This is a genomic window from Acidimicrobiales bacterium, assembly GCA_030747595.1.
Classification (GTDB): domain Bacteria; phylum Actinomycetota; class Acidimicrobiia; order Acidimicrobiales; family MedAcidi-G1; genus UBA9410.
Genome location: JASLKK010000006.1, coordinates 108,610 through 132,792, shown reverse-complemented (window position 1 = coordinate 132,792; position 24,183 = coordinate 108,610). Strand labels below are relative to the sequence as shown.

Here is a 24,183-nt window from a genome sequence, read left to right as displayed (position 1 = left end):
CCCATACCAGGGAGTTCCGATGACCCGACTGCACGACCTCCACGCTGAACAAGGCCAGAGCCCCTGGCTAGACAACCTCCGACGGGGGTGGATCACCTCGGGCGAGCTCCGTCGTTGGGTGGATCGCGGTGTGCGGGGAATCACTTCCAACCCTTCCATCTTCCAGAAGGCCATGACGGGCACCGATGCCTACGACGAACAGCTACGTGGTCTGGTCGATGACGGTTCGTCGATCGTGGAGAGTTACTGGGCCCTTGTCGTCCGCGACATCCTTGACGCCTTGGACATCCTCCGTCCGGTCTACGACGAGTCCGACGGCGTCGACGGCTACGTCTCCGTTGAGGTGGACCCGACACTGGCTCCGGACACCGAGGGCACCATCGCCGCTGCCCGGGCGCTCGACGAGCGGATCAACCGTCCGAACCTATACGTCAAAATCCCAGCCACTGCCGAGGGGATTCCGGCTATCCGCCAGATGATCTCTGAAGGCCGGAGCGTGAATGTGACCCTCATCTTCTCCCTAGACCGATACGCCGACGTCATGGAGGCCTACGTGTCTGGACTCGAAGGGTGTCTCGGCGATCTGTCGAGCGTCTCGTCAGTCGCCTCGTTCTTTATCAGCCGAACCGACAACGAGGTCGACCGTCGACTAGATGCCATCGGCACTGACGATGCCCTCGGACTGCGGGGTCGGGCCGCCGTGGCCCAGGGCCAAGTGGCCTACGACATGTTCCAAAAGGTGTTCAGCGGCCAGCGTTGGGATGCCCTGGCCGCTCGTGGTGCCCGCGTGCAGCGACCCCTCTGGGCATCTACCTCGACCAAGAATCCCACCTATCCCGACACGCTCTACGTCGACACCCTCATAGGACCCAACACCGTCAACACGCTGCCTGACGCCACGTTGGAAGCCTTTGAGCACCACGGCACGGTGGCCCGGACCGTAGATGCCGATCCGGCGGCCGCGCATGGTGTCCTGCGCGACGTAGCGACTGCCGGGGTGGATCTCGACGACGTGGCCCGAGTTCTAGAGGACGAGGGCGTCTCGGCCTTCGTGAAGTCGTTCGATGAACTACTGGGCAGCCTCGGCGAGAAGGTCGACGGCTTCTGAACAGGACGTCGGGCCGGGTCCGTTGCTTTTTGCAACGGACTGCTACTGTCAGCCGATGCCATCAGCCATTCACGCAGAAGCGAATCCGATCGGCATCGCCCATGAACCAGAATGCTCGATCGCTGCCACGCTCGAGGCGGTCGGCGATCGTTGGACATTGCTCATCCTACGAGACCTCTTCCGGGGGGTTCGCCGGTTCGAGGCCCTCCACCGCGACCTGGGCATTGCACGGAACCTCCTGACTGATCGGCTTCACCGGCTGGCCGGACTGGGCATCGTCCATCGGGTGCCCTACCAGGACCGGCCCGTACGCCACGAATACCGGCTGACCACCAAGGGCGCCGACCTCTCCCCCGCTCTGGTGGCCCTCATGCATTGGGGAGACCGCTGGTACGCCGAAGACGGACCGCCGACGCTCCTCATCCACGACACCTGTGGAACCCCACTCGACCAGGCAGTGTCCTGTCCCGAATGCGACGAAACCGTTTCGCCCCACCACATACGCAGCCGCCCCGGCCCAGGGCGCACCATTGAGGAGACCCTGTGACCAAACAGGACCACACCTACCGGAACAAGACGGCACCGAACCCCCTGACCGAGCTTCGTGGCGATGAACTTCGTGCGGCCGCCCGGAGTATCCGTGACGCCCACCATGGGGGCCGGATCACCTACAGCCCCAAGGTCTTCATCCCATTGACCATGCTGTGCCAGGACCGCTGTGGCTACTGCACCTTCGCACAACCTCCGGCACGCTTGGAGGCGCCATACCTCTCTACGGACGAGGTGTTGGCCATTGCACACCAAGGCGCCGAGGCGGGCTGCCACGAGGCGCTCTTCACCCTGGGCGAGCGTCCCGAGCTCCGATACCCGATAGCAGCCGACTGGCTGGAACGCAACGGCTACCAGTCGACCATCCACTATCTAGCCGCAATGGCTCAGCTGGTCCTGACCGAGACCGGACTGCTCCCACACGCCAATGCGGGAGCACTGTCCATTGAAGAACTGGCAACACTCCGTTCCGTCTCGCCGTCCCAGGGAATGATGCTCGAGTCCCTCGTGGCCGACCTGGACTGCCACCGAGGGGCACCCGACAAGGCCCCCGAGCGACGTCTGGCCACCCTCGAAGCCGCCGGTCGCCTCTCTATCCCTTTCACCACCGGCATCCTCGTGGGAATCGGTGAGACCCGCTGGGACCGGATCGAGGCGCTGGAAGCCATTGCCACATCCCACGCCCGATACGGCCATGTCCAAGAAGTGATCGTCCAGAATTTTCTACCCAAGCCGGGTACGGCCATGCACAACGCCCCAGCTTGCCCACCCGACGAATACCTAGACGCCATTGCCCTAGCCCGGGTCATCCTCCCCCCGGAGATCCATCTGCAGGCACCGCCCAACCTGTCCGACGACTTCGGCGTGCTACTCGACGCCGGCATCGATGACTGGGGCGGCGTTTCGCCGGTGACCACTGACCACGTCAACCCCGAGCGGCCCTGGCCCGCCCTGGAGCTCCTAACCTCGGTGACCGTCGAACGGGGCTTCACGGTGGCCCCCCGACTCACCGCCTACCCCGAGTTCGTCTGCGATCCGAACCGCTGGTTCGATAAAGGCCTGCACTTCGCAGTCATGGATAGGAGCGACGCCGCCGGACTGGGTCGTGACGATCCAGGAGCCGTCTTTCCTGAGGCCATTGAGACCGTTTCCGCCGCCGACGGTGCCGAAGTCCGTCAGGTCGGATCTAAATCGACGGTCTGGTATTCGGGTGCCCCCGTTCGGCCCGTCCACCTGGTGCCCGGTCCGTCAACCGCTCACGGACGAATCCGGGAGGTCCTCGACGGCGTGCTGGCCGGACAACGTACCGGCCACGACGAACTCCTGGCCCTCTTCGCCGCAAGGGGACCCGAGGTCGTCGCAGTGGCCGAGGTGGCCGACGAACTACGGCGTCGACGGGTCGGCGACGAAATCACGTGGGTAGCCAACCGAAATATCAACTACACGAACGTGTGTACCTACAAGTGCCGGTTCTGCGGGTTCTCCAAGGGCCCGTTGTCGTTGAACCTCCGGGGCACGCCTTATCTCCTGGAGATGGATGAAATAGCCGGCCGGGCCGCCGAGGCCGCACAGATGGGCGCCACCGAGGTCTGCCTCCAGGGTGGCATCCATCCGGACTTCGACGGTGAGTACTACCTGGACGTGACCCGGGCAGTCAGGGCCGCGGTCCCTGACATACACGTCCACGGCTTCACCGCTCTTGAGGTCACCGAAGGCGCTCGCCGTCTCGGCGAGCCGCTGGTCGAGTACCTCCGCCGGGGTTACGAAGCTGGGCTTCGATCCCTGCCAGGAACGGCAGCCGAGATCCTCGACGATGAGATCCGTGCCGAGCTGTGCCCCGACAAGATCACCACCGACGAGTGGCTGGAGGCCCACCGCGTCGCCCATTCCGTCGGCATCCGATCCAACGTCACCATCATGTACGGGTCGATCGAGCGTCCCAAGCACTGGGTTCGCCACCTGCTTCGTTGCCGTGACCTTCAGGACGAAACCGGCGGCTTCACCGAGTTCGTCGGACTGCCGTTCGTACACATGGCGTCACCCATCTACCTCCAGAAGAAGTCCCGTCGGGGTCCGACCTTCCGCGAGAACCTCCTGATGCACTCCGTGGCCAGAATTGCCTACGACGGATCAATCGACAACATCCAGTGTTCGTGGGTGAAGATTGGCTTTGACGGCGTCCGCCAGCTGCTGCAATCCGGGGTGAACGACCTTGGAGGAACCCTCATGGACGAGAACATCTCTCGTGCAGCCGGCGCCGAACATGGACAGGGGGTAACCGAAGCCGACCTCCGCGAGCTCGTGGAGCCGCTCGGCCGATCGCTACGTCAGCGGACCACTCTCTATGGCGACGTGGAGGCCGGTCATCGCCTCCACGTGGCACGACCCCACGATGGCCGCGTGCTCATCCCTCTGGTCGTCAACTGAGACCATCCAACCTGCACAAGCTGACCTGACCCTGCTGGCCAACTTCAGCGGCCGACAGGGGTCACCATCACCAGTCCGAACGATCCGGTTCGTCTAGGAGGTGGGCGGCCTTCTCTACGGCCCGTCTGGCTCTGGTGAGTCGCTTTTCGTCAACCGGCAACTCTTGGCCGCCAGCATCGATCGACTCGCGAAGTCGGACAAGGGCCAGGTCGGCCAACTCCTCAGCAATCGCCTCCAGGCGGCTTCGAATCTCCTCGAACTCACCGGCCACGTTCGGACACCTCACTTCGATCTTTCTCGGAACCCGGGTCTGTTTCCGACCTACGGCAGGCGTCGGCTAGTACCTCCACAGGGTGCCGCACGTGGAGCCCGACGGCCGCAAGGTGGAGCGCGCAACCCGGGTTGGCGCTAACCACCGTGGTGGCCCCGCTGCGGTCCGTCGCCCGAGCCACAGCCGCTACCTTCCGGTCCCGGGCGTCGCCGGCCAGTCCCGGCTGGACCAGGGAGAAGGCGCCACCGGCGCCACAGCAGAGGCCTTCATCATCGAGTTCCACCAGGTCCACATGGGGGGCCAAGACTTCCCGGACGGCACCGTGGCAGCCCTGGGCGTGCCGTAGGTGACAGGGATCTTGGACAATCACCGACTCACGCGGCCCGCTCTCCGGGCCGGATGACGGCAGGGCGACCAGACGTCCATCGGCAGCTAGCCACTCCTGGATGTCGTACACCCGGTCGGCGAAGGCCCTGGCCTCTGGGGTACGCAGCAGCGTTCCGTATCCCTTGAGCGCCGCACCACAGCCGGCGGAATCGAGCAGGACAGGCTGGTCACCAGTCAGTGCGGAGACCACTCGCTCGGCGTGTCGCCGTGCCTCCGATTCGAGACCAGCATGGCCATGCAGAGCACCACAACAACCGACACGATCACCGGACCGTTCGACGGTGACCCCGATAGCCGTCAGGACTTCCTCAGCGGCCCTATGGACCTCCGGTTGCCATACATCCATGACACACCCAGTGAACAGAACCACCTCGGACGGGTCGTTCGCCGCCGGGTTCATCTCTGAACGAGGGGGAAAGCCGGGTGCAGACAGCCTTGGCCTTCGCAACGGCAGTCGAGCCGGAAGGGCCGCGGTCATCGATCGCGGTGCCAGTCTCAGGAGGCCTAGGCGCTGCAGGACGGCCAGGACGGTCGTGCCCAACCGGAGCAAACCCGGTCGACCGAGACACCACAAGCCAGCCCGAAGCTTTAGAGGTGGCCGCCTGACCTGAGCAACGGCTACCCGTGTGGTGGCGATCAGGTCGCCGTAAGGAACGCCCGATGGACAGGCGGTGACGCATCCCAGGCACTGGACGCAGGTGTCCATCGCATCGAGCCACTCGCTGTCTGGTGTCATGCCCTCCCATTCGACGGCACGCATCAGGGAGATACGCCCACGTGGAGATCGTCGTTCATCGCCGGTCACCCGGTAGGTCGGGCAGTGAGGGAGGCACAGACCGCACTGAACGCAGGCGGCCAGCGACTTGTCATCAAGGCCTAACGGCGTCGCCGATCCGGTCTGTGCCGGTGGCAATGGGGCGCTCATGCTGTCATTCGGTACGGATCTCGTCCCGGGTTTAGGCGTCGGAGTGGGTCAAACGCGTCGCGCAGACGGTCGGCGAGGGCGCGCACGCCGACCGATACCACGGGGGTTCCAACGGGACCCGACCGATGGACCACTCCACTTCCCAGGGCCCATACCCCACCTTCAGGGAGGGTGCCCGACCAGCGGTCCCACCCTGCTGGCAGAACGGGCTCATCTGCGGCGATAAACCCGAGGGCCTCGAGGCATCGAATCTCGCCGGCCACATCGGCAGCGCTCCCTTCGATTCTCACGGTGCTCCGCACGCCGTCCCACAGAACGGTGGCAGGCCGGTATAACGCACCCATCACGATCCCAGTCGGTACCTCGCCGACCATCCAGGCCCCCACCTCGGGAACTGGTCGGGTTCGGAGGATGACCCGTCCCACGAGAGCCAGTGTCCCCAGCGAACCCACGAGGAGACGGCACATGTCGTATCCGGTCACGTTCTTTACCGTCGGACCGCCGGCGGTGAAGGCCTCACCATCGGCTCCCACGCAGTCCGCCTGCAACAAGACGTCGGCAATCTCGCCAAGCCGACCGCGACGCAACGGATTTCGTCCGACCATCAACGCGCCACCCACCGTGGCGCCCACCGGTCCGTCAAGGGCCACCTCCTGGCCATGCTCAGACAGTGCCGATGCCAAGTCCGCCACTGCCGTTCCCGCGCCGACTACCACGGTCATCTCCGCCGGTGAGATGGATTCGATGCCCACCGGGGCTGATATCTCTCGAACGTCTCCTGTATGACCGGGGACGGCTCCGACCATCCAACGGGTCCGTCCCCCACAGACGCAGACGGTTCCGGCGTCGCCGACCTCGTCACGAAACGCTCCCATGTCGATCAAACCCAGGTCCCGTCAGGGGCCCGCCCGAGGCTGGTCACATGACCACAGCTGGCGCCGCCAGGCAGCACCTTGCCAGGATTGGCTAGGCCCTCGACGTCGAACGCCCGCCGCAGGCGATCCTGGGCCTCCAGGTCGGCCGGGCTGAACTGCATCGACATGAAGCGCTTCTTCTCAAGCCCAATGCCGTGCTCCCCGGACAGCACTCCACCCGCCTCAACCGAGATCCGTACGATCTCCTCACCGGCCTCCAAGACGCGCTCCATGACTCCCGGCTCACGAGCGTCGAAAACAATGAGAGGGTGGAGGTTGCCGTCACCGGCGTGGAAGACGTTCATGACGATCAAGTCCCGTTCTTCGATCACCTCGTAGATCCGGGACAAAACTTCGGCCAGTCGGGTACGAGGGATGACGGTGTCGTTCAGGTAGTAGTCGGGCTTGATCACCGCAATCGCTCCGAAGGCGCTCTTTCGGCCCTTCCAGATCCTCATCCGCTCCTCCTCGTCGGCGGCCACCCGAACCGTCCGGGCTCCATGGGCCGTCCCGATGGCCTCGATCCGGTCGATGGACTCCGCCACGCCGCCCGGAAGGCCGTCCAACTCAACGATGAGGACCGCCGCAGCGTCCAGTGGATAGCCAGCATGCACGAAGGGTTCGACGGCCTCGACGACCCGCTGGTCCATGATCTCGAGCGCGGCGGGCACGATGCCGGCGGCAATCACCGCACTAACCGTGTCGGCAGCACCGGCCACACGGTCGAAGTCCAACAACAACGTGGCCACCTCGGGCGGATCCTCGGTGAGTCGAACACAGATACGCGTCGTGATCCCAAGGGTTCCCTCGCCGCCTACAAAAGCTCCCCGGAGGTCGTAACCCGATGCCCGTCCTTCCTCAGCGCCGAGGATCACCACTTCTCCGTCCGGGAGCACCACCTCGACGGCCAATACGTGCGCGCTGGTCACCCCGTAGAGCAGGCAGTGGGGGCCTCCCGAGTTGTTGGCTACGTTGCCACCGATCGTGCAGGCCTGTTGGCTGGACGGATCCGGGGCAAAATGGAGGCCGGTGCCCTCCAGGTGCCGTGAGAGGTCCAGGTTCACTACGCCAGGTCCCACCCAGGCCAGGCGACGTTCCACGTCGACCTCGTGGATGACGTCCATCCGGGTTGTCACCACCATTACAGGCTCGTCGCAGGGCACGGCTCCACCAGACAACCCCGTTCCCGCCCCACGGGGCACGAACGGACGCCCATGGCCGATCGCCACGGATACGCAGGCAGCCACCTCGGCGGTACTTTCGGGGAAGCAGACGATCCCGGCCCGACCACCCCTCGTCACCGAGCCATCATGGCTGTACAGGCTCTGGGCCCCGACTCCGGCTTCGACCCGGCCACGACCCAAGACCTCAACTAGGTCGCGCTCCAACGGATCGGTGATCGGATCGCTCCGACGGGTAATCAGCCGCCCTAGAAGGGACCGGGTCAAAGGGCTTGTCACGATTGCAGTCTGCCCGACAGGGCCGCCATAGCCGGGATCCACCCTTGGGTCCCGAACGGGACATTGGTCGGGCGCTAACCCAACGTTGGACGGGGTCGCGATCAGACGACCCACCCGTCCGAGGATCAGCGGGTCCGAGGGTGTAGGAAGAACGACGTGAAACGGCTCCGCACCATTGCCACCCGTGGTGACACCCCGGTGCTGGCCCTGGCGATCATCACCGGGCTGCTCGTAGCCACTCTGGTCGCCGCCTTCGAATATATAGCGGCAACCGTGGTCCTTGAACGAGTCCTGCACCGGCCACTGTGGCAGATCGCCATAGCCCCCGGCGTGGGACTCCTTCTAGCCTCGTTGATTCTGCGATACCCGGGTCGGCGAATGCTCCCGAGCACCTCCGACGAGTTCAATCGCGCGTTCCATGATCGGAACCCACGCCTTCCTCTCCGGGACCTCCCGATCAAGCTCTTGGCAGGCATCTCGACCATCGGGTTAGGCGGTGCGCTCGGCCTGGAGGGCCCGTCAATCTACGCCGGCTCGACCCTCGGCCTCGGCTTGCGTGACCGGTTCCGCCGTTGGCTTCGTCGAGAGGACGTCAAGATCCTCCTGACCGCCGGAGCGGCGGCTGGGGTGGCCGCCGTCTTCAAGGCACCGGCTACCGGGGTCCTCTTTGCACTGGAGGCACCGTACCGAGACGACGTGAACCGTCGGGCTTTGCTGCCCTCGTTGCTCGCCTCGGCCACCAGTTACGTCGCCTACATCAACCTCATCGGCCATGACGCCGTCATCCCGTTCCTGAACGATCCCGAGAACCGCATCGGTCTGAACGTCAAACAGTTGGCCCTCCGGGCCGACACCGAAGTGGTCTGGTTCGACGCCGCCGACCTGGCCGGGCTGTTTACCGCCGTGGAGGTGGGCGACGTGTTCGGCGCTCTCCTGCTTGGGGTCTTTGCCGGCCTCGGAGGCCGTTCCATGGCGTGGCTCGTCCGGTGGGCCAAAACACAGTCCAAGACCGACTCGTTCGTCTCCCGGGTCCTCATCTCCGGAGCCTCACTGGCCGGTTTGGCGTTCGTCGCCGACGTGGCGTTTGGCTCTCCTCTGACCATCGGACCGGGCTTCGAGGCCATGGAGTGGGTGGTCAGGCCGGACCACGGCCTAGGCCTAATTGGCCTGTTGTTCGGCATGCGGATCGCCGCCACCATCGTGACCCTGGCCGGTGGCGGGGTAGGCGGACTATTCATTCCCTTAGCCGTGCAGGGCGTCATCATCGGACAGTTCACCGGCATCATGTTGGAATCCGACCGGCCCGGCCTCTACCCGACGCTCGGCCTGGCAGCCTTCTTGGGCGCCGGCTACCGCGCTCCCATCTCAGCGGTGATGTTCGTCGCAGAATCGACAGGCGGTTCCTTCGTGGTGCCGGCCCTTGTCGCTGCTGCGGTCAGTCAGTTGGTGGCCGGCAAGTCCTCCGTCGCTGAGCATCAGCACTCAGTCCGACTGGGCCACCTCGAACGTAGGTTCACCCTGCCCGTGACGTCGGCGCTGGACACCGACGTGCTCACGGTTCCCCCAGACGCCACGGTGGCTGAATTCATGTACCTCCACGTACTCGGTCGCCGTGAGCGATCCGTAGCGGTGGTCGATGGCGTCGAGTACCGGGGAATGATCAGCCTCACGGAGGTGTCCGAGATCGATCGTTCGATGTGGGATGACACCGCTGTCGGCGACCTCCTCAACACGGAACTACCCGCCGCCCGACCGAACTGGTCACTACGGGACGCGACCGTGGCAATGGAGCAGGCTGATGTGGACGTCCTCGCGGTGACCGACGCCGAAGGCGCGTTCATTGGCATGTTGTCGGCTGAGGATATTCTCAAACTGGACGAGATTCTGGACGAAACAGGTAGCTGACCTGCAGTTCGTCGGTGGTGGACTCAGGCCGTCTCGGCCGCCTCCTCGACCGCTTCCCCAGTGGCGCCGTCCTCGTAGTCGTCAGCCCAGGCGTCGAACGCCGGGGAACTTTCCTCGTCTGTCTGGCTTTCGTTCTGCTCACCCACGTCGAGGCTGTCGAAGATCGAGTCCAGATCAAGATCCTGGTTCTGCTTCAACGCACGCGCTTCTTCGTAGCGGCGGTGTCGACCCTTCTTCACCGGGCATCCTCCCGATTGGTCACGGCATGTTCCATCCGTGTGCTCTTCTGTGATTCCGTCCAGTCAGTGCTGTGATGGAAAACCTCCACAGCAGACCGGTGCGGTTGGTCATCCTAGCGAAGCGAGCCGCCGTTCACGGAGCAGACCTGCTCTGGTGATCAGGTGCCCCGTGGCTCGAGGAGTAGCCCGCCACGGCCGTCGAAGGCCAGCGCCGCCCGACCACTTAGTAGGTCATCCACCGGGCCACCGATGACCTGATGGCGCCACCCGGTGGCCATCCGTGCACCCTCAACGCCCCGGACGAGATCTTCGATATCACTTCTCGTCCCGACGAGTGTCGGGTCAAGATCGGTATCACGCGACAACTGGGCCACCCATGCCGACACCAAGGTCACCGCCGCGCGCACGTCGTTGCCGCTGTCCCGACGAGGTGGATCGGCGACCAACGGCGGCAGATCATCAGCGGCGGCGACGGCGGCCAACAGGCCCTCGGCCACTGCCCCCTTGTGGTGACGCCCATCCAGTCCACGGATCTTCCGAAGTTCCTCTAGGGATCGCGGTGCTCGCTGAGCCACGGCCACCACACCGAGGTCAGGCACCACATGGCGGACCGGCTGATCCATGTCGGCAGCCCGCCGCTCCCGCCACGCCGCCACCGAACGAACGACGTCCCTGGCCTGACCACGAAGCTGTCGGGCTTCCTTGATGCGCCGCCAAGCATCCTCAGGCACACGCCGTCCACGTTCCCGGGCCAGCATCTCCAAGCATTCTTGCTCAGCCCATGCCAGTCGTCCGTCTGCGGTCAGACGGGCAAGGAGAAGGTCATGTATCTCCAGCAGGTTCGCTACGTCGGACGCCGCGTAGTCCAGTTGCGATTTGGTCAACGGGCGAGCCAACCAGTCGGTGAGGCGGTCCCCCTTGGGAAGGCGGAGACCGAGTTCCCGTTCGTGCAGGGAAGCCAAGGACGGCGAGGACAGGCCGGTGAACCCGGCCGCTAGCTGGGTGTCAAAGAGGTTGACGGGCACGGTCCCGCATGTGTGGTCAAAGACCTCAAGGTCCTGGCCAGCGGCATGCATGACTACCAGAACATCAGACTCCAACAGTCGGGCCATGGGACGCAGGTCGACAGCTAGCGGATCGATCAGGGCCAAGCCATCGGACCACGCCACCTGGACCATGGCGACCTTTGGAAAATACGTCTTCTCCCTGTGGAACTCGGTGTCCACGGCGATCCGCGATTCGCCCATCAGGACGTCCAGGATCTCCTCGAACTCCATCTGGTCGGTAACCAGTCGAAAGTCGACCGGCGGGCCCCCGCTCAGGATCCTGCTCCATCCACAGAGCCCGACTCCACTGGGAAATCGGCAGCGACCCAGGCGTTGGTACCACCGGCCACGTTCACGGCATCGATCCCGTTGTGACGGAGGAACTCGGCCGCAGTGCGGCTCCGACCACCCAGAGCGCAGATGACGTAGAGCGTGCCATCTGAGGGAATCTCGGCAATCCGCTCGGGCAACGCCCCCAACGGGATTCGGACGCCTCCCGGCACCCTGACCTCGTCAACCTCATCGGGCTCTCGGACGTCGAGGAGTGCGGCGCCGTCGGCGAGACGTGCCTGCAACTCGTCAACGTCCACTTCCGGGACCACTGGCTGCTCAGACATCAGAAACTCTCCCTCATGCCGCCTCTTCGGCGGATCGCGGCACCGGCATCCGTCCGATACGTCCCGAGACGTCGGGACCGCCGTTCGACCCTACCGGTCGCCGGCCCCTAGGTCGCTAGCCAAATCGGTGGGCTGGTCAACGTCACGAAACCCCGCCGCCGACAGTCCATCGACCTCCACGATCCGGAGTCCCAAAGCGCTCGAGGCCTCGGCGGCCCGCCATGGCGCCCGCTCTCCCGCAGAGAATGCCGCCGTCAACAAGACGCTCGACTGCGGCAACCAGCAGGCATGCATCCACTGACGTCTGCCTGCTTCGAGGGGCACCACCACCACCGGTGCTCCATTCGGAGCCGCCGGTACCGCCGACGCCGTGGCCGCCACGTTTGACGCCGAAGGTGTCGGCAGGTCACAGGCAAGCACCACCACCGGCAGGTCCAACGCCGCGAAATGTCCGAGTGCCGTGATGATGCCGCCGAGAGGCCCCTCGCCGGGATAGCGGTCAGGCACCACGGCGAGGCCTGCGGTCGAGAGACCCTCGGCATCGCCACCCACGGCCACCACCTCCGATGCCCCAGCGGTCAGCAGCGTCCTGGCCACCGTGACAGCCATCGGACGACCGTCGACTTCGATGAGGGCCTTATCCCGACCCATTCGGCGGCTCGCCCCGCCGGTCAGAACCGCACCGACGAATGGGTTCCCAGACCCGCTGCCGGGCAGGTCGCTGATCAGGGGCAACACCGTCAGGAGGTCTCCCCGGCCATCGCCTCCGTCCAATCTGGATCCAGCTGGCGGAGAAACAGGGCACAACGCTCCGCTTCGTCCACCTCGCCGATCTGGTCGGCCACCCGAGCTAGACCAGCCAGTGCCCGCATGAACCCCCGATTGGTCGGGTGCTGCCAGCGAACGTACCCGCTGCCACGCCATCCGCTCTGTCGAAGGCGGTCGAGACCCCGGTGGTAGCCGACCCGGTAGGCAGCGTAAGCCTCCATCGCGTCCCGTCCCAGATCGCCTAGGCAGGCCCAACACTCCAGATGACGTGGCCAGTCGGCCGCTACAGCGGACACGGCGTCTCTCCGTTCCCCGGGCGTCGGTTGACCTAATGCCTCGGCCAGAGCGGCATCCGCTGCCGGCTCCTCGGACCCAAGGACCGTCTCCGAGGGGCCCGAGCCGGATAGGGAGATGGGACGGACGCCGGACGTGGAATCGTTCATCACACCGACCGTAGTACCGGCCATCGGGGGTGCCCCGACTGCGGGATCGATGCTGGCTACCCTCGCCCGATGTCCGATGATGTCACCGCGGTCACTTCTGTGGCGGTCAACGGTGGCGCGACGCCTACGCTGCTTGACCGACTCGCCGACCTCGGCGACCAAGTCCCACAGGTCGTCAAACTACCGGGCTGGGTTGAGCCCGCATTCCTCCGCTCAGTGGCTCTAGTAGCCATCGTGGCGAGCCTCGTCCTGGCCTTCGTGGCCGCTCGGATCATCCGCAGAATGGTCGTGCGGATAGTCGTGGTCGTTGTTCTTGTCGCACTGACTGCGGGCATCTGGAGCCAGCGGGTCGAGCTCGCCGACTGTGCAGCCGAGTGCTCGTGTGCCCTCTTCGGCCAGGTCGTCCAAATCCCAGCCGACCTGAATCCGAACTGCTGAGGCACCTCAACTCCGAGGCCCCGTCCTGATCAAACAGCGGGCACCCGTTCAATTCGAAGGGCGTTGGTGGACCGCGAACGCGCGTCCGTTCCGGCTAGCACGCCAACCAGTTCACCGGGTTTCACCGAACCCCTGTTCCGGGCCGCCTCGAGGGCAGCGTTGACTCGGTCATCAAGATCGCCTTCCTCGGGGAGGTGGATCGGCTCGGTCCCCCAGCTCAACGTCAGTTGACCGACCGTCCGTTCGTTCGAGCTCAGGCCGATGATGCGCGCCGCTGGACGGAAACGCGCCATCGAACGCACGGTGAACCCGCTTCCGGAGATGCACAGGATGGTCCCGATCCCCAGCTCATCGATGGCGCGGGCCGTGGCCTGGGTCATTGCGTCGGTAATGGACGTATCTGGATCATCGGTGTCGGTCATTCGCAGGTCCGAAAGTTCCGCCATCCATCCCCGGTGGTCGAAGGCATCGTCGGCCCGCTCGGCGATCCGAGACATGGTGGTCACCACGTTTACCGGATCCACACCGACCGCCGTCTCACCCGAAAGCATCACCGCGCTCGATCCGTCCCAGACGGCATTGGCCACATCTGAGGCCTCGGCCCTAGTCGGCTCAGGATTGGCGACCATTGTCTCGAGCATCTGCGTCGCGGTGATGGCCGGTCGACCCAAAGCGATGCACTGCCGGATGATCTCCTTCTGGAGGATGGGCAGCTCCTCAATACTGCATTCGCTCCCAAGGTCCCCACGGGCCACCATCACCGCGCCAGACGCCTCGATGATGGCCGGCAGGTCTTCAATGGCGGCCCGGGTTTCGATCTTCGCGACCACGATCGGGCCGGCAGGATGGGGATCCACGGGGACACGGGCTAGGTCCTCGGCCGATCGCACGAACGAGATGGCCAGCATGTCGGCCCCCAGTTCAACGAAGCGCTCGACGGCCACCAGGTCGTCGTCGGTCGGTGCGCGCATCGAGAGCCGGTCCGAAGGGATATGCAGCCCTGGACTGCCCGTCAGGACACCGCCGTGGGCCACCCGGGTAAACACCCGGTCGCCGTCCATTTCCTGGACTTCCAACACCACCCGGCCATCACCGATGCTCAGACGGTCGCCCGCTTCCACGTCGGCCAGGAGCCCCGCGTAGTCGATCTCGATATCTGATGCCGTGCTAACTCGGCCTCCCACTCGCAGGTTTACCCGCGAGTCCTCGACAATCTCCACCGCCGTCTCACCGAACGATGCCGCACGAACCTTGGGGCCCGGGAGGTCAACCAAGATCCCCACATAGCGACCCTCGATGGCCGCGATCCGACGGATCCGTGCCATACGGTCGGCGGCCTCGTCGATCGTGTTGTGGGCCAAACCAAGGCGGGCCACGTCCATTCCGGCCCGGATCAGGTCACGGAGGGTGGCCTCGTCATCGGATGCTGGTCCAATGGTGGCGATGATCTTCGTCCTGCGGGCCATGCCGACAGGCTACCGACCCGTTCTCAGGGGACGTTGGTGGAGTCGGTACTACCGAATCCGAACCTTGCCTCCACCCGTGCCGTGAGACGGTCGCGGACCGACTCGCCCTTCTCTCGGGCCGCCTCACCACCCACCCTCCATCCATGGCGGCTGGAGTAGAGCAGCGGGGCCTCGCCCAGGCGACCCTCGCCGAAGGCCACTACCCGGGCAAAGAAAAGGTCGTGGTCGTATCGACCGACGATCCTGTCCTCGACCTCGCAACCCAGCCACGCAAGGGCGTCGGGGACTACCGGCCAGCCGTCGGCGTCGGCGATCCACTCGTCAGCCACGTACCGAAAGCGGTGCCCCGGGTAGCTGAAGTACTGCCCGGGTTCGACCTGGTCGCCAGCCAGGATGGAAACCGCAAAGCGGCCGGAACCGACGATCAACGGATAGGTGTCGTGCTTGGGTGACACCGACGCCATGAGGACGGGTTCGTCAAACGAGACCTGGCACACCCAGTGGGAGGTGTAGGCGCGGGTGACGTCGTTGTGGGTGGTGGCCACCACCTGGACGCCCTTCATCATCTGACCCAGACAACGCTTCAAGTCTCGGTCGATCATGGCTCCAGTCTGGCTGCCAGTCCGACCCTGCCCGGGCACCTAGCGTGGCCCGGTGCGATCTAGTGGCCGTCACCCCTACCTTGACCATCCCGGTCCGCTCGCTTTTGCCCACCGAGGAGGCACCGAAGAACATCCCGAGAACAGCCTGGCCGCCTTCGCCCACTCAGTCGGCCTGGGCTACCGATACCTGGAGACCGACGTCCACTTGACGGCCGATGGGGTGGTGTTGGCCTTCCATGACGATTCGTTGGATCGGGTCACCGACCGGTCAGGTCGTATAGCGGACTGCACGGCCGCCGAGATCGCCGATGCCCGGATTGGTGGCGTGGAGCCCATCCCCACTCTGGACCAGTTGTTGGAGGCCTTTCCCGATGCCCGCATCAACATCGATCCCAAGGATGACCGGGTCGTCGAGCCCCTCGCTGCGGTCATCAAGCACCACGCCGCACTGGAACGGGTCTGCCTCGGGTCCTTCTCGGATAGACGCCTCGTCCGCTGTCGACGCCTCCTAGGACCAGACCTCTGCACGTCGGCCGGTCCGGCGGCCATCGTCCGCTTTCGACTATCCAGCTTCGGGTTCCCCGTTGGCCCCGACGAGCCTCCAAAGGGCCCGGACTGCCTTCAGGTTCCGGTGCGCCAGTCAGGCATTCCGCTGGTCGACCGTCGGTTCGTTCACCACGCCCACCAACGAGGCCTCCACGTCCATGTCTGGACCATCGACGACCCCGAAGAGATGCACCGTCTACTAGATCTTGGGGTGGACGGCATCATGACCGACAGCCCCTCGACACTGCGAACCATCCTCGTCGAACGCGACGTCTGGTCGTCATGAAGATCGATCCCCGGCTCCACGCCGGCAGACTCGGGCCATGAACACCGACCTCTTCGACACCTTCCCATCGTTCGCCGCGTTGGACCTCGACGCCGTCCGGATGTTCCTCCATCTGCTGGGTGTCTCGGGTTGGATAGGCGGCCAGATCCTGATGCTGGGACTCCTCGGAGTCCTGCGAGGCCTTGGCGCCGAAGCACCACGGATGGCCGCCGACCGCTTCGCGAAGGTGGCGTGGCCATGCTTCGCTCTGGCAGTGGTGACCGGGATCTGGAACCTCGCCGAGGTAGGACTGTCGGGCCGCTCGGACGGCTACCTGGCCACCATGTTCGCCAAACTCCTCCTGGTGGCCGTATCGGGTGCTGCAGCTGCGGTGCACTCCACCACCCGCTCGGCCGCAATCCGCGGTGCCACCGGAGGCATAGGCTTCCTCGCCGCCCTCGGAGCGCTACTGGCCGGTGCCGCCCTCGGCTCCTGACACGGGTATTTCGTCTGTTTCTGTGGACAGAACTGTGGACCACCCACCCATGTGCTGTGGAAATCGTCGACGTTCCGGGGGATAAGACCGTTTCTGGTTGACCGACCGGTTCTCCGGGCTCATGATGCGTCCACGCCGAACACGGCGCGGGGATCCGGAACCGGATGGAACCGATCCACCAGAAGGCACAGGAGCTTAGGTTCCGGTGTCGGACGGAGGAGCGGGACCCTGGGGAAGCCCCCGAATCGTGTTCGGGGAGGACCGCAACCACGCTGGCCCGATCCTTCGGGAACGGAACCAGCGGTTCGGCCACCGGCACAGGGGTGTCGAGGTCGGGCGGGACGACGAGGAGCCTTAGGGCAACGAGTCGGACTGGCCGGACGAGGCACCCGCCGGTACCGGACCATCGCAGGTCACTCCAGCGCCGACGGGCACTGGATGACACCTGATGATGGACCCGGAACCGGGGTGCCAGGTCGACCGGGTCGCTCCACGCCGTCGGGCGGGGAACGAAACGGTGGACCATGATCCCGTCGGGGATCGGTGGTCGAGCTGGATACGGGGCCGGAGGTCGACGGATCCTCCGGTGTCGGATCAGGGTGAAGCCCCTTGGGGCGACACTCCGGACCGGATCGTTCGACGGGACGACCCGGCAGGTGGCAGTAGGGACGTCGGAGCGGCTCCGAGAAGTTGACCGGTTCGCCGGGAGGCTACTCGGGGCCGTTTCCGCGTTTTCCGGGCCGCGGTCAGGGCACGTAGCTACCGGACCAGGCGGCAGCCGACATGGCCACCAATGCCAATCCCGAGGCAACCGGCACGAAGGCACCGAGTCGACGGTGTCCGGCCATAGTGGCCACTCCAAGAACTATGGGGACCCCGTTGAGGCTGTACCGCTCGAGACTATTCAGGTTGTCAGCGGCCAACGCGACCAGCAGACACGCCGCTGCGAAGGCCCCGTACCGCAATGGCCACGCACGTAATAGCACCACCAGGACCACCAGCAGTACGGCCACCGCAACAATGTGGAAGCCGTCACCAAGCGCATCGGGCCCGAACAGTTCTCCGAGGCCCTGCCAGAGTCGACGAACGGGATCCACCGGATCACCCCGTAAGCGGCGCTGGACGGTCAGCGGAATAAACGCCTCGTCAAAATGAATCGACGCCCACAACACGTAGCCCCCGGCTGCGACCGGGCCGGCCACTACGGCAGCCAGACGACTCACCATCGAGTGGCCCATCAGGCGGCCTGACGAGCGGGCCGGTGTCGATGGGCGTACCACCGCGCAGAGCGCCGGCACGATCAGAAGCGCCCCCGTAGGCCGGACTAGGGAGGCCGCCGCGGCGAGGATTGCGGCCTCCCACCAACGCTCTCTACGGAGCAGGAGTAGGCAGCCGATGACCAGTGCAAGGAACGGACCCTCGGCGTAGGCCCACGTCAGGACGAAGGCCGGCGGGAACAGTGCGAGGGCCCACACAGCGCGGCGGGCCAGACCAACGTCGGACGACTCGATCACCACCAGTCGATGGAGTAGCACCATGGCCACCAGCGTCCCCGCATTTGCCACCACGAGAAGGGCGATCGCCGGCCCACCCGGAATCACGACATCAACCAGGCGGCTGAGGAAGACGTACCCCGGGAAGAACCGAACCCCCTCCAACGGCATCCCGTCGTAGCCGTGGAGCATCAATGACTGGTACCAGTCGCCATCCCAGGCCAGTAGGCCACGGCCAAGTGCGTGGGGTTCCTCTCCCTCAGCCAGCAGCCGGGCCACCAGCCACCCGACGCCGACTAGTGCCCGGGCAGCCACCCAGGCTGGTAGAACGACCAGGAGCGCCTCGGGGACCGCCCGGCGGGTCACGATCCCCCCGGGAACCTCGAGAGGTTGGCCGAGTCGTCAAACTCGTCAGCGTCGGCGTAGACCGCCTTACTCGGCATGCCAAGCCGGTCAGCCAGGGCGGCACGGAGTCGCGGACACTGCCCGTCGAAGGTCTCGTAGCCGTCCATCCAGGCCAACCAGACGTTGTCGAGACCGGCGGCCCGTGCCACCACAGCGTCAGCTACCGCCTCTACGTCCACAGCACTGTTGCGTTTGGCGTAGTCCACCCAGTCGACTCGCCGACCATCATCCAACGCCGGATGGGACAACGTCGTGAACCGGTCAGCGAGCAGACGATGACCAGCCGGCGCCAGTTGGTCGGGGCAAAAGACGACCAGGTCGCCATCCGAACCCTGGGCCCGCACCACGTCGGCGATCTCCCCGATCTGGGTCCGGTCGCGCGACAATTCACGGGCCACCGATGCGCCCGACAACAGGACAAGGACAGCAAGGGCCGCCACGGAGGCCCGGGGCGTCAACCGATACAGGCCTACTGCGCACGCCAGCACCATCGGCACCAGAGCGAAGACCCCATAGCGGCCCTGAAAGGCGGTGTCGGTGATCAGGCTCACCGCGGCCCCCAGCGCCATCGTGGTCACGCCCAGCACCACTGCCACCTGCAACCAGACCAGCTCTGTCCATCCGAGGACCGGCCGATCCGAGCCGGCACGACACCCCAGGCCAACGGCCACCAGAACGGCAAGCACCACGACGACCAGCAGCGCCTCGGAGCCTCGGCCGCCGCCGTAGGCCTCCAGAGTGAGGGCGGCCACCACGGTTGGACGGGGCGCCGGCGACCACGGGGTCCCGGTATGGGCCAGCTGGTCCAAGAAGACGGGCAACCACGGAAGGAAGGCCAGACATCCAGCGACCACGGCGCCAACCAGATGGCCAGCCTGACGAATCGCACGACGGCCGTTAAGCGTCCCGGCCACCAGTCCTGCCGTGCCTAGCACGGCAATGGCGAACAATGACCAGTAGTGGGTCAACAGGAGGGCGGCCACCACGCCGGCCAGCACGGCAGAACGGTAAACCGACGGGCGCTCCCAGACCCGGACCACAGCGAGATGGAGTGCCAGTAGAAGGGCAAGCAGCAGGGCATACATCCGAGCCTCGGTGGCGTACCGCACGGCGAACGGGCTGGACGCCAGTACCGACACCACCAGCACGCAACCCCGCCGATCAAGGTGCCGGCGGGCCACCAACCAGGCCAAAGGAAGTGAAACAACCCCAAGCATCCCCGAGAACGCCCGGAGCGCGCCGTCGGATTCTCCGAACGGGACCGACCACAGGGCCAAGAGCACGTAGTACAGGGGCGGGTGACCATCGTGGCGCAACGCGTCGACCAGAGCCGACCAGCCGCCAGTCACGTCCTCCGTCACCACACCGGCCAGCGAGGCGGAGATCGCCTCGTCCAGCCACATGGGCGAGAGGGCCACAAATCGCAGGACAACTCCGATAGCCACCGCGATGACCGCCACGATCAACAGGCTGGGCGTCACCGCCGAGCGATCACGATTCCCAGTGCCCACGTGGCCGAGCGTACCGTCGGGCCTCTGGGCCGCCCGGTACGCTCGCTCCGGTCCCGGTCGATGTCCGCTCTGGACCTCGACAAGGCCCACTATCCGCTGATGACCGCCACCCCGGACCCCTCCCCCGTGACTACCGACGGCTCGTCGTCGATCGACTCCGACCTGCGACCGGTCATCATCGGTGGCGGGCCAGCCGGCCTAACCGCCGCCTACCAGTTCGGCAAGGCCGGAGTCCAAGCCACTGTGCTGGAGGCCGACGACGTGGTGGGCGGCATCAGTCGGACCGCTGTGCGTGACGGCTGGCGCTTCGATATCGGCGGCCACCGCTTCTTCACCAAGGTCCGGGTCGTCTCCGACCTATGGCATGAGATCCTCGAGCCACACGACTTCCTACTCAGGCCCCGCATGAGTCGAATCTTTTACCAGGGCCAGTTCTATGACTACCCGCTCCGAGCCATGAATGCCCTCCGCAACCTGGGGCTCATCGAGGCGGTTCGCTGTCTGCTGTCCTATCTGTGGGTCCGGATAAGGCCCCCGAAGGATCAGACCAACTTCGAAGGATGGGTGGCCAGCCGGTTCGGGTGGCGGCTGTACCGGACCTTCTTCAAGACCTACACCGAGAAGGTGTGGGGACTACCGGGGACCGAACTTCAGGCCGACTGGGCGGCCCAACGGATCAAGAATCTGTCGCTCCTGAGGGCCGTCGTGAACTCACTGATGCCCCGACGCAAACAGACTGACGTGACCAGCCTCATCGAGGAGTTCGAATACCCCCGTTACGGACCCGGAATGATGTGGGAGCGTTGCGCCGAACTAGTCGAGGAACAGGGATCTGACGTACACCTCTCCCATCCGGTTCGTCGGATTGGTCATGCCGACGGACGGGCCTTCGAAGTCGAGGCACAGGGCCCCCACGGCCCGGTCGTCCTGGAGGCCACCGACGTGATCTCGTCGATGCCGCTCCCTCACCTCGTCCGGGCCATGGACCCACCGGTGCCCGACGACGTGAGGGCGGCCGCCGCCGGGCTGGGATTCCGGGATTTCCTCACCGTGGCCCTCGTGGTCCCCCGGGAGGACGGATTTCCCGACAACTGGATCTACGTACACGCCCCGGACGTGGAGGTCGGTCGTATCCAGAACTTCGGGCAGTGGTCACCGCACCTCGTCAAGGACGGCCGTACTTGCCTGGGACTCGAGTACTTCGTGACCGAGGGCGACCACCTCTGGACGGCCGACGATGCCAACTTGGTCGAGTTGGGCAAGGCCGAGATGGCAAGCCTCGGGCTACTAGAACCTTCACGAGTGGAAGCCGGCTACGTGGTTCGGATGCCCAAGGCATATCCGATGTACGACGCCCACTACCAGGACAATGTCGACCGGATCCGAGACTGGCTGGCTAAACACGCCGCCAATGTGTACCCGGTGGGTCGCAACGGCATGCACAGGTACAACAATCAGGACCACTCGATGTTCACCGCCATGCTCACCGTCGAGAACGTGCTGGCCGCCGATCACGAAAACTGGCACGACGTCTGGCAGGTAAACGTGGAGGAGGACTACCACGAGGAGATCCGGTGAACTGCCGTAACAGAATCCGGTGGATCATCGTACTAACCGGTCTCGGCCTGATGATCCGTCTGGCCTACGTCCTGTTCGTCGAGCGAGGTGATCCCCTCAGCGGCGACGGCACCTACTACCACGAGGCGGCGAACCTGCTCGCCGACGGTCTCGGCTTCACTGAGCCGTACCGCTACCTCCACGGTGGCGCCCAAGAGGCATTGTTCGTCGCCGATCCCACGTCCTTGGAGACCACCGCCAACACCGTTATTCCTGTCGGCCATATCGAACCCACCGCCGGTCACCCACCGCTCTGGGTGCTGATACTTGGCGCCTTTTCGTTCCTCGGTTTCACCTCGGTCACCGCCCACCAACTGGTCGGCGTCCTGACTGGCACGGTCGGAGTAGCCGCCGTCGCATGGGCCGGCCACCAGTACGGTCGATCGCTGGGCCTACGCCACGTGGGGACGATCGCCGCCGGAGTGACCGCTGTGTACGCAGGCTTCTGGCTCAACGACGGCCTCGTCATGTCGGAGTCGCTAGTCGTTCCGGTAACCGCCGTCCTCCTGGGGGTAGCGGTCCGAACCGCTCGATCTCCGGCGACCCGCAACGTCCTCCTGCTCGGTCTGGCCGGCGGGTTGGCAGCTCTCACCCGGGCCGAACTGGTGCTGGCACTCCCGGTCCTGGCCCTCCCGATCCTCCTCTGGCGCGATGGGTCGGGCTCCGTCGCGTCAAACGCCGTTCGCCTGCGGCGCTACTTGGGGGTCGGGCTGGTCGCCGCGACGGTCATGGCGCCATGGGTAGCTAGAAACCTAGCCGTATTTGAGGAACCGGTATGGCTGAGCAACGGCACCGGGATCCTGGTGGCCCAGACCAACTGCGATGCCACCTACTACGGAGACAAACAGGGTGCCTGGGATTTCGATTGCGCGCTTCCCCAACCACTGGGCGCCGACGGACGGGCGACCGACGAGTCGGTACGAGACATCGAATACCGACAGCGGGGTCTCGACTACCTGGGCGACCACCGGGCCCGGTTCGTCACCCACGTGGTCCCCAAGCGGGTAGGCCGCTACTGGGGTGTCTACGCCCCGATCGACCAACTCCGGGCAGACATGCTCGTTGAGGGTCGATCCTTCCGACTCTCCGTGCTGGGTCTCTTGGAGTTCGCCCTGATTGTCGTCCTGGCTCTGGCAGGCGGTCGGGAAGTACGGCGCCGACGCGGTCCGCTGATCCTCCTTGTCACCCTGCCTGTCGTAGGCACGCTCGTAGCTGCACTCACTATGGGCGCCACCCGCTACCGGGTACCCGCCGAGGTGGCCTTGGTCATCCTGGCGTCGGTGGCCATCGCCGCGGCGAAGCACTCCAACTCGGACACTCCTCCGTGCCCTGACCCTGCAACACTCCAGACATGACCGGCACACCGGGCCATGGTGCTTCCTCGTCGACTCGCACGTTTCCTGAGGTGACCGTCACTCTCGACGTCGAGGATCTCCGGCCCGACCACTCGCTTCCTGAACGAGTGGTCCATATGACCAACCAGGTCCTTGACCTCTTCGACGAGTACGAGGTCCGGGCGTCGGTGTACGTGGTCGGCGAGCTAGCCGAACGACGCCCCGAACTGGTCCGTCGGGCAGCCGATGAGGGTCACGAGATCGGCCTTCACTCATGGTCACACGTACCGATTACCACCCAGACACCCCAGACGTTCTCCGAGGAGTGTCGACGTGGCCGCGCTCTTCTCCAGGACCTGTCGGGTCAGGAGGTGTCCGGCTACCGGGCGCCGATGATGTCGCTGGTACCCGCTGCGGCATGGGCCGTCCCCCTCATTGCGGAAGCCGGCTTCACCTACTCATCCAGCGTGCTCCCCGGACCTAGCCCCCTCTTTGGCTGGCCAGGCCTGCCCCGGCGAACTTTCCGATGGCTGAACGGGCCCATCGAGTTCCCATGCCCGCTAGTCCGCATGCCAGGCATTGACCTCCCTTACCTGGGCGGCACCTACCTCCGACTCCTGCCGTCCTTCTTCCGTCGCCTCGGCCTGCGACGCGCCGGTTCCGACGAGGCACTCTGGGCGTACTGCCACCCGTGGGAGTTCGATCCGGATGAGGCCTTCCATCCACACCAGCACATCGGGATGCTGGCTAGCCGGGTCGCCTGGCTGCGTCGGTCCAGGATGGAATACCAGATGCGGCGCCTCCTCGGCGATCCGCTCGCTGGACCGCTCGGCGAGATCGCTGCCAAGCTCTCCTCGGAGACCACCGACCTCCCGGTGATTGACCCCTCGACGCCGTCGACCGCCGGCAAAGCCGCCCGCTGGGCCGACGGACGATTGCGGGACCGGTGAA

23 protein-coding genes are annotated in these 24,183 nt (G+C 65.4%); 10 read left to right on the top strand and 13 right to left on the bottom strand.

Annotated elements, in window-relative coordinates; translation table 11 throughout:
* The first annotated feature begins 19 nt into the window (after nucleotides 1-19).
* The 3 genes from tal to QF777_06645 are packed head-to-tail and all read left to right on the top strand — an operon-like array spanning nucleotide 20 to nucleotide 4,084.
* Nucleotides 20-1,108, top strand: a complete 1,089-nt coding sequence (tal, locus tag QF777_06655; protein ID MDP6911232.1) for a transaldolase — start codon at nucleotides 20-22, stop codon at nucleotides 1,106-1,108.
* Between the two features lie 55 nt (nucleotides 1,109-1,163).
* Entirely contained in the window at nucleotides 1,164-1,655 is a 492-nt protein-coding gene (locus QF777_06650; protein MDP6911231.1) for a helix-turn-helix domain-containing protein, read from the top strand.
* Nucleotides 1,652-4,084: a bifunctional FO biosynthesis protein CofGH gene (locus QF777_06645; protein MDP6911230.1), complete on the top strand. Its 2,433-nt coding sequence runs from the start codon at nucleotides 1,652-1,654 to the stop codon at nucleotides 4,082-4,084. Before QF777_06650 ends, QF777_06645 begins: the two co-directional genes overlap by 4 nt.
* 67 nt (nucleotides 4,085-4,151) lie before the next feature.
* On the opposite strand, the gene QF777_06640 is transcribed toward QF777_06645, so the two are convergent.
* The 4 genes from QF777_06640 to QF777_06625 form a co-directional block, all read right to left on the bottom strand.
* A complete protein-coding gene (locus tag QF777_06640; protein ID MDP6911229.1) occupies nucleotides 4,152-4,355 on the bottom strand; it encodes a hypothetical protein in 204 nt (67 codons plus the stop codon).
* Complete coding sequence (locus tag QF777_06635) at nucleotides 4,345-5,142, bottom strand: (Fe-S)-binding protein (protein ID MDP6911228.1); 798 nt, start codon at nucleotides 5,140-5,142, stop codon at nucleotides 4,345-4,347. Before QF777_06635 ends, QF777_06640 begins: the two co-directional genes overlap by 11 nt.
* Before the next feature lie 521 nt (nucleotides 5,143-5,663).
* Nucleotides 5,664-6,542 carry an FAD-binding protein gene (locus tag QF777_06630; protein ID MDP6911227.1) on the bottom strand — a complete coding sequence of 293 codons (879 nt, stop codon included), beginning with the start codon at nucleotides 6,540-6,542 and terminating at the stop codon, nucleotides 5,664-5,666.
* A gap of 5 nt (nucleotides 6,543-6,547) precedes the next feature.
* Nucleotides 6,548-8,041, bottom strand: coding sequence for an FAD-linked oxidase C-terminal domain-containing protein (locus QF777_06625; GenBank protein ID MDP6911226.1), 1,494 nt, complete (start codon nucleotides 8,039-8,041; stop codon nucleotides 6,548-6,550).
* 156 nt (nucleotides 8,042-8,197) lie between these two features.
* On the opposite strand from QF777_06625, the gene QF777_06620 reads away from it, so the two are divergent.
* On the top strand, nucleotides 8,198-9,946 hold the full coding sequence (locus QF777_06620) for a chloride channel protein (GenBank protein ID MDP6911225.1): 1,749 nt from the start codon (nucleotides 8,198-8,200) through the stop codon (nucleotides 9,944-9,946).
* A 23-nt stretch (nucleotides 9,947-9,969) separates the two neighbouring features.
* Here the strand turns inward: QF777_06620 and QF777_06615 are convergent, their stop codons facing one another.
* The 5 genes from QF777_06615 to QF777_06595 all read right to left on the bottom strand — a co-directional run bounded on the left by QF777_06615 (nucleotide 9,970) and on the right by QF777_06595 (nucleotide 13,059).
* The gene (locus tag QF777_06615; protein ID MDP6911224.1) at nucleotides 9,970-10,185 is read right to left on the bottom strand and encodes a hypothetical protein; all 216 of its coding nucleotides are present in this window, start codon (nucleotides 10,183-10,185) and stop codon (nucleotides 9,970-9,972) included.
* Between the two features lie 158 nt (nucleotides 10,186-10,343).
* A complete protein-coding gene (locus tag QF777_06610; protein ID MDP6911223.1) occupies nucleotides 10,344-11,477 on the bottom strand; it encodes an HRDC domain-containing protein in 1,134 nt (377 codons plus the stop codon).
* A 26-nt stretch (nucleotides 11,478-11,503) separates the two neighbouring features.
* The gene (locus tag QF777_06605; GenBank protein MDP6911222.1) at nucleotides 11,504-11,848 is read right to left on the bottom strand and encodes a rhodanese-like domain-containing protein; all 345 of its coding nucleotides are present in this window, start codon (nucleotides 11,846-11,848) and stop codon (nucleotides 11,504-11,506) included.
* A 90-nt stretch (nucleotides 11,849-11,938) separates the two neighbouring features.
* Nucleotides 11,939-12,586 carry a molybdenum cofactor guanylyltransferase gene (locus QF777_06600; GenBank protein ID MDP6911221.1) on the bottom strand — a complete coding sequence of 216 codons (648 nt, stop codon included), beginning with the start codon at nucleotides 12,584-12,586 and terminating at the stop codon, nucleotides 11,939-11,941.
* Between the two features lie 2 nt (nucleotides 12,587-12,588).
* Complete coding sequence (locus QF777_06595; GenBank protein ID MDP6911220.1) at nucleotides 12,589-13,059, bottom strand: DUF3151 family protein; 471 nt, start codon at nucleotides 13,057-13,059, stop codon at nucleotides 12,589-12,591.
* Between the two features lie 69 nt (nucleotides 13,060-13,128).
* On the opposite strand from QF777_06595, the gene QF777_06590 reads away from it, so the two are divergent.
* Nucleotides 13,129-13,497, top strand: a complete 369-nt coding sequence (locus QF777_06590) for a hypothetical protein (GenBank protein ID MDP6911219.1) — start codon at nucleotides 13,129-13,131, stop codon at nucleotides 13,495-13,497.
* Nucleotides 13,498-13,526: 29 nt separating this feature from the next.
* Here the strand turns inward: QF777_06590 and pyk are convergent, their stop codons facing one another.
* Nucleotides 13,527-14,963 (bottom strand): pyruvate kinase, encoded by a 1,437-nt coding sequence (pyk, locus tag QF777_06585; protein ID MDP6911218.1) that lies wholly within the window; start codon nucleotides 14,961-14,963, stop codon nucleotides 13,527-13,529.
* 23 nt (nucleotides 14,964-14,986) lie between these two features.
* Nucleotides 14,987-15,565 (bottom strand): flavin reductase family protein, encoded by a 579-nt coding sequence (locus tag QF777_06580; GenBank protein ID MDP6911217.1) that lies wholly within the window; start codon nucleotides 15,563-15,565, stop codon nucleotides 14,987-14,989.
* A 52-nt stretch (nucleotides 15,566-15,617) separates the two neighbouring features.
* Between QF777_06580 and QF777_06575 the strand changes: the two genes are divergently transcribed.
* Entirely contained in the window at nucleotides 15,618-16,397 is a 780-nt protein-coding gene (locus tag QF777_06575; protein ID MDP6911216.1) for a glycerophosphodiester phosphodiesterase, read from the top strand.
* 37 nt (nucleotides 16,398-16,434) lie between these two features.
* Nucleotides 16,435-16,872: a hypothetical protein gene (locus QF777_06570; protein MDP6911215.1), complete on the top strand. Its 438-nt coding sequence runs from the start codon at nucleotides 16,435-16,437 to the stop codon at nucleotides 16,870-16,872.
* A gap of 746 nt (nucleotides 16,873-17,618) precedes the next feature.
* Here QF777_06570 and QF777_06565 read toward each other — a convergent pair.
* The gene (locus QF777_06565; GenBank protein ID MDP6911214.1) at nucleotides 17,619-18,731 is read right to left on the bottom strand and encodes a hypothetical protein; all 1,113 of its coding nucleotides are present in this window, start codon (nucleotides 18,729-18,731) and stop codon (nucleotides 17,619-17,621) included.
* Nucleotides 18,728-20,281 carry a glycosyltransferase family 39 protein gene (locus QF777_06560; protein MDP6911213.1) on the bottom strand — a complete coding sequence of 518 codons (1,554 nt, stop codon included), beginning with the start codon at nucleotides 20,279-20,281 and terminating at the stop codon, nucleotides 18,728-18,730. The genes QF777_06565 and QF777_06560 overlap by 4 nt, the downstream gene beginning before the upstream one ends.
* Before the next feature lie 60 nt (nucleotides 20,282-20,341).
* Here QF777_06560 and QF777_06555 point away from each other — a divergent pair, with 60 nt between their 5' ends.
* Genes QF777_06555 through QF777_06545 form a run of 3 tightly spaced genes read left to right on the top strand, consistent with a single transcriptional unit; the run spans nucleotide 20,342 to nucleotide 24,182 of the window.
* Entirely contained in the window at nucleotides 20,342-21,859 is a 1,518-nt protein-coding gene (locus QF777_06555; protein ID MDP6911212.1) for an NAD(P)/FAD-dependent oxidoreductase, read from the top strand.
* Nucleotides 21,856-23,253: a hypothetical protein gene (locus tag QF777_06550; GenBank protein MDP6911211.1), complete on the top strand. Its 1,398-nt coding sequence runs from the start codon at nucleotides 21,856-21,858 to the stop codon at nucleotides 23,251-23,253. Before QF777_06555 ends, QF777_06550 begins: the two co-directional genes overlap by 4 nt.
* On the top strand, nucleotides 23,250-24,182 hold the full coding sequence (locus QF777_06545; protein MDP6911210.1) for a polysaccharide deacetylase family protein: 933 nt from the start codon (nucleotides 23,250-23,252) through the stop codon (nucleotides 24,180-24,182). The genes QF777_06550 and QF777_06545 overlap by 4 nt, the downstream gene beginning before the upstream one ends.
* Nucleotide 24,183: the final 1 nt, after the last annotated feature.

What these genes read in the sequence shown, in the direction of transcription:
- tal (MDP6911232.1), top strand. Translation starts at nt 20, where the DNA reads ATGACCCGACTGCACGACCTCCACGCTGAACAAGGCCAGAGCCCCTGG.
- QF777_06650 (MDP6911231.1), top strand. Translation starts at nt 1,164, where the DNA reads ATGCCATCAGCCATTCACGCAGAAGCGAATCCGATCGGCATCGCCCAT.
- QF777_06635 (MDP6911228.1), bottom strand. Translation starts at nt 5,142, where the DNA reads ATGAACCCGGCGGCGAACGACCCGTCCGAGGTGGTTCTGTTCACTGGG.
- QF777_06630 (MDP6911227.1), bottom strand. Translation starts at nt 6,542, where the DNA reads ATGGGAGCGTTTCGTGACGAGGTCGGCGACGCCGGAACCGTCTGCGTC.
- QF777_06605 (MDP6911222.1), bottom strand. Translation starts at nt 11,848, where the DNA reads ATGTCTGAGCAGCCAGTGGTCCCGGAAGTGGACGTTGACGAGTTGCAG.
- QF777_06595 (MDP6911220.1), bottom strand. Translation starts at nt 13,059, where the DNA reads ATGAACGATTCCACGTCCGGCGTCCGTCCCATCTCCCTATCCGGCTCG.
- QF777_06590 (MDP6911219.1), top strand. Translation starts at nt 13,129, where the DNA reads ATGTCCGATGATGTCACCGCGGTCACTTCTGTGGCGGTCAACGGTGGC.
- pyk (MDP6911218.1), bottom strand. Translation starts at nt 14,963, where the DNA reads ATGGCCCGCAGGACGAAGATCATCGCCACCATTGGACCAGCATCCGAT.
- QF777_06580 (MDP6911217.1), bottom strand. Translation starts at nt 15,565, where the DNA reads ATGATCGACCGAGACTTGAAGCGTTGTCTGGGTCAGATGATGAAGGGC.
- QF777_06570 (MDP6911215.1), top strand. Translation starts at nt 16,435, where the DNA reads ATGAACACCGACCTCTTCGACACCTTCCCATCGTTCGCCGCGTTGGAC.
- QF777_06555 (MDP6911212.1), top strand. Translation starts at nt 20,342, where the DNA reads ATGTCCGCTCTGGACCTCGACAAGGCCCACTATCCGCTGATGACCGCC.
- QF777_06545 (MDP6911210.1), top strand. Translation starts at nt 23,250, where the DNA reads ATGACCGGCACACCGGGCCATGGTGCTTCCTCGTCGACTCGCACGTTT.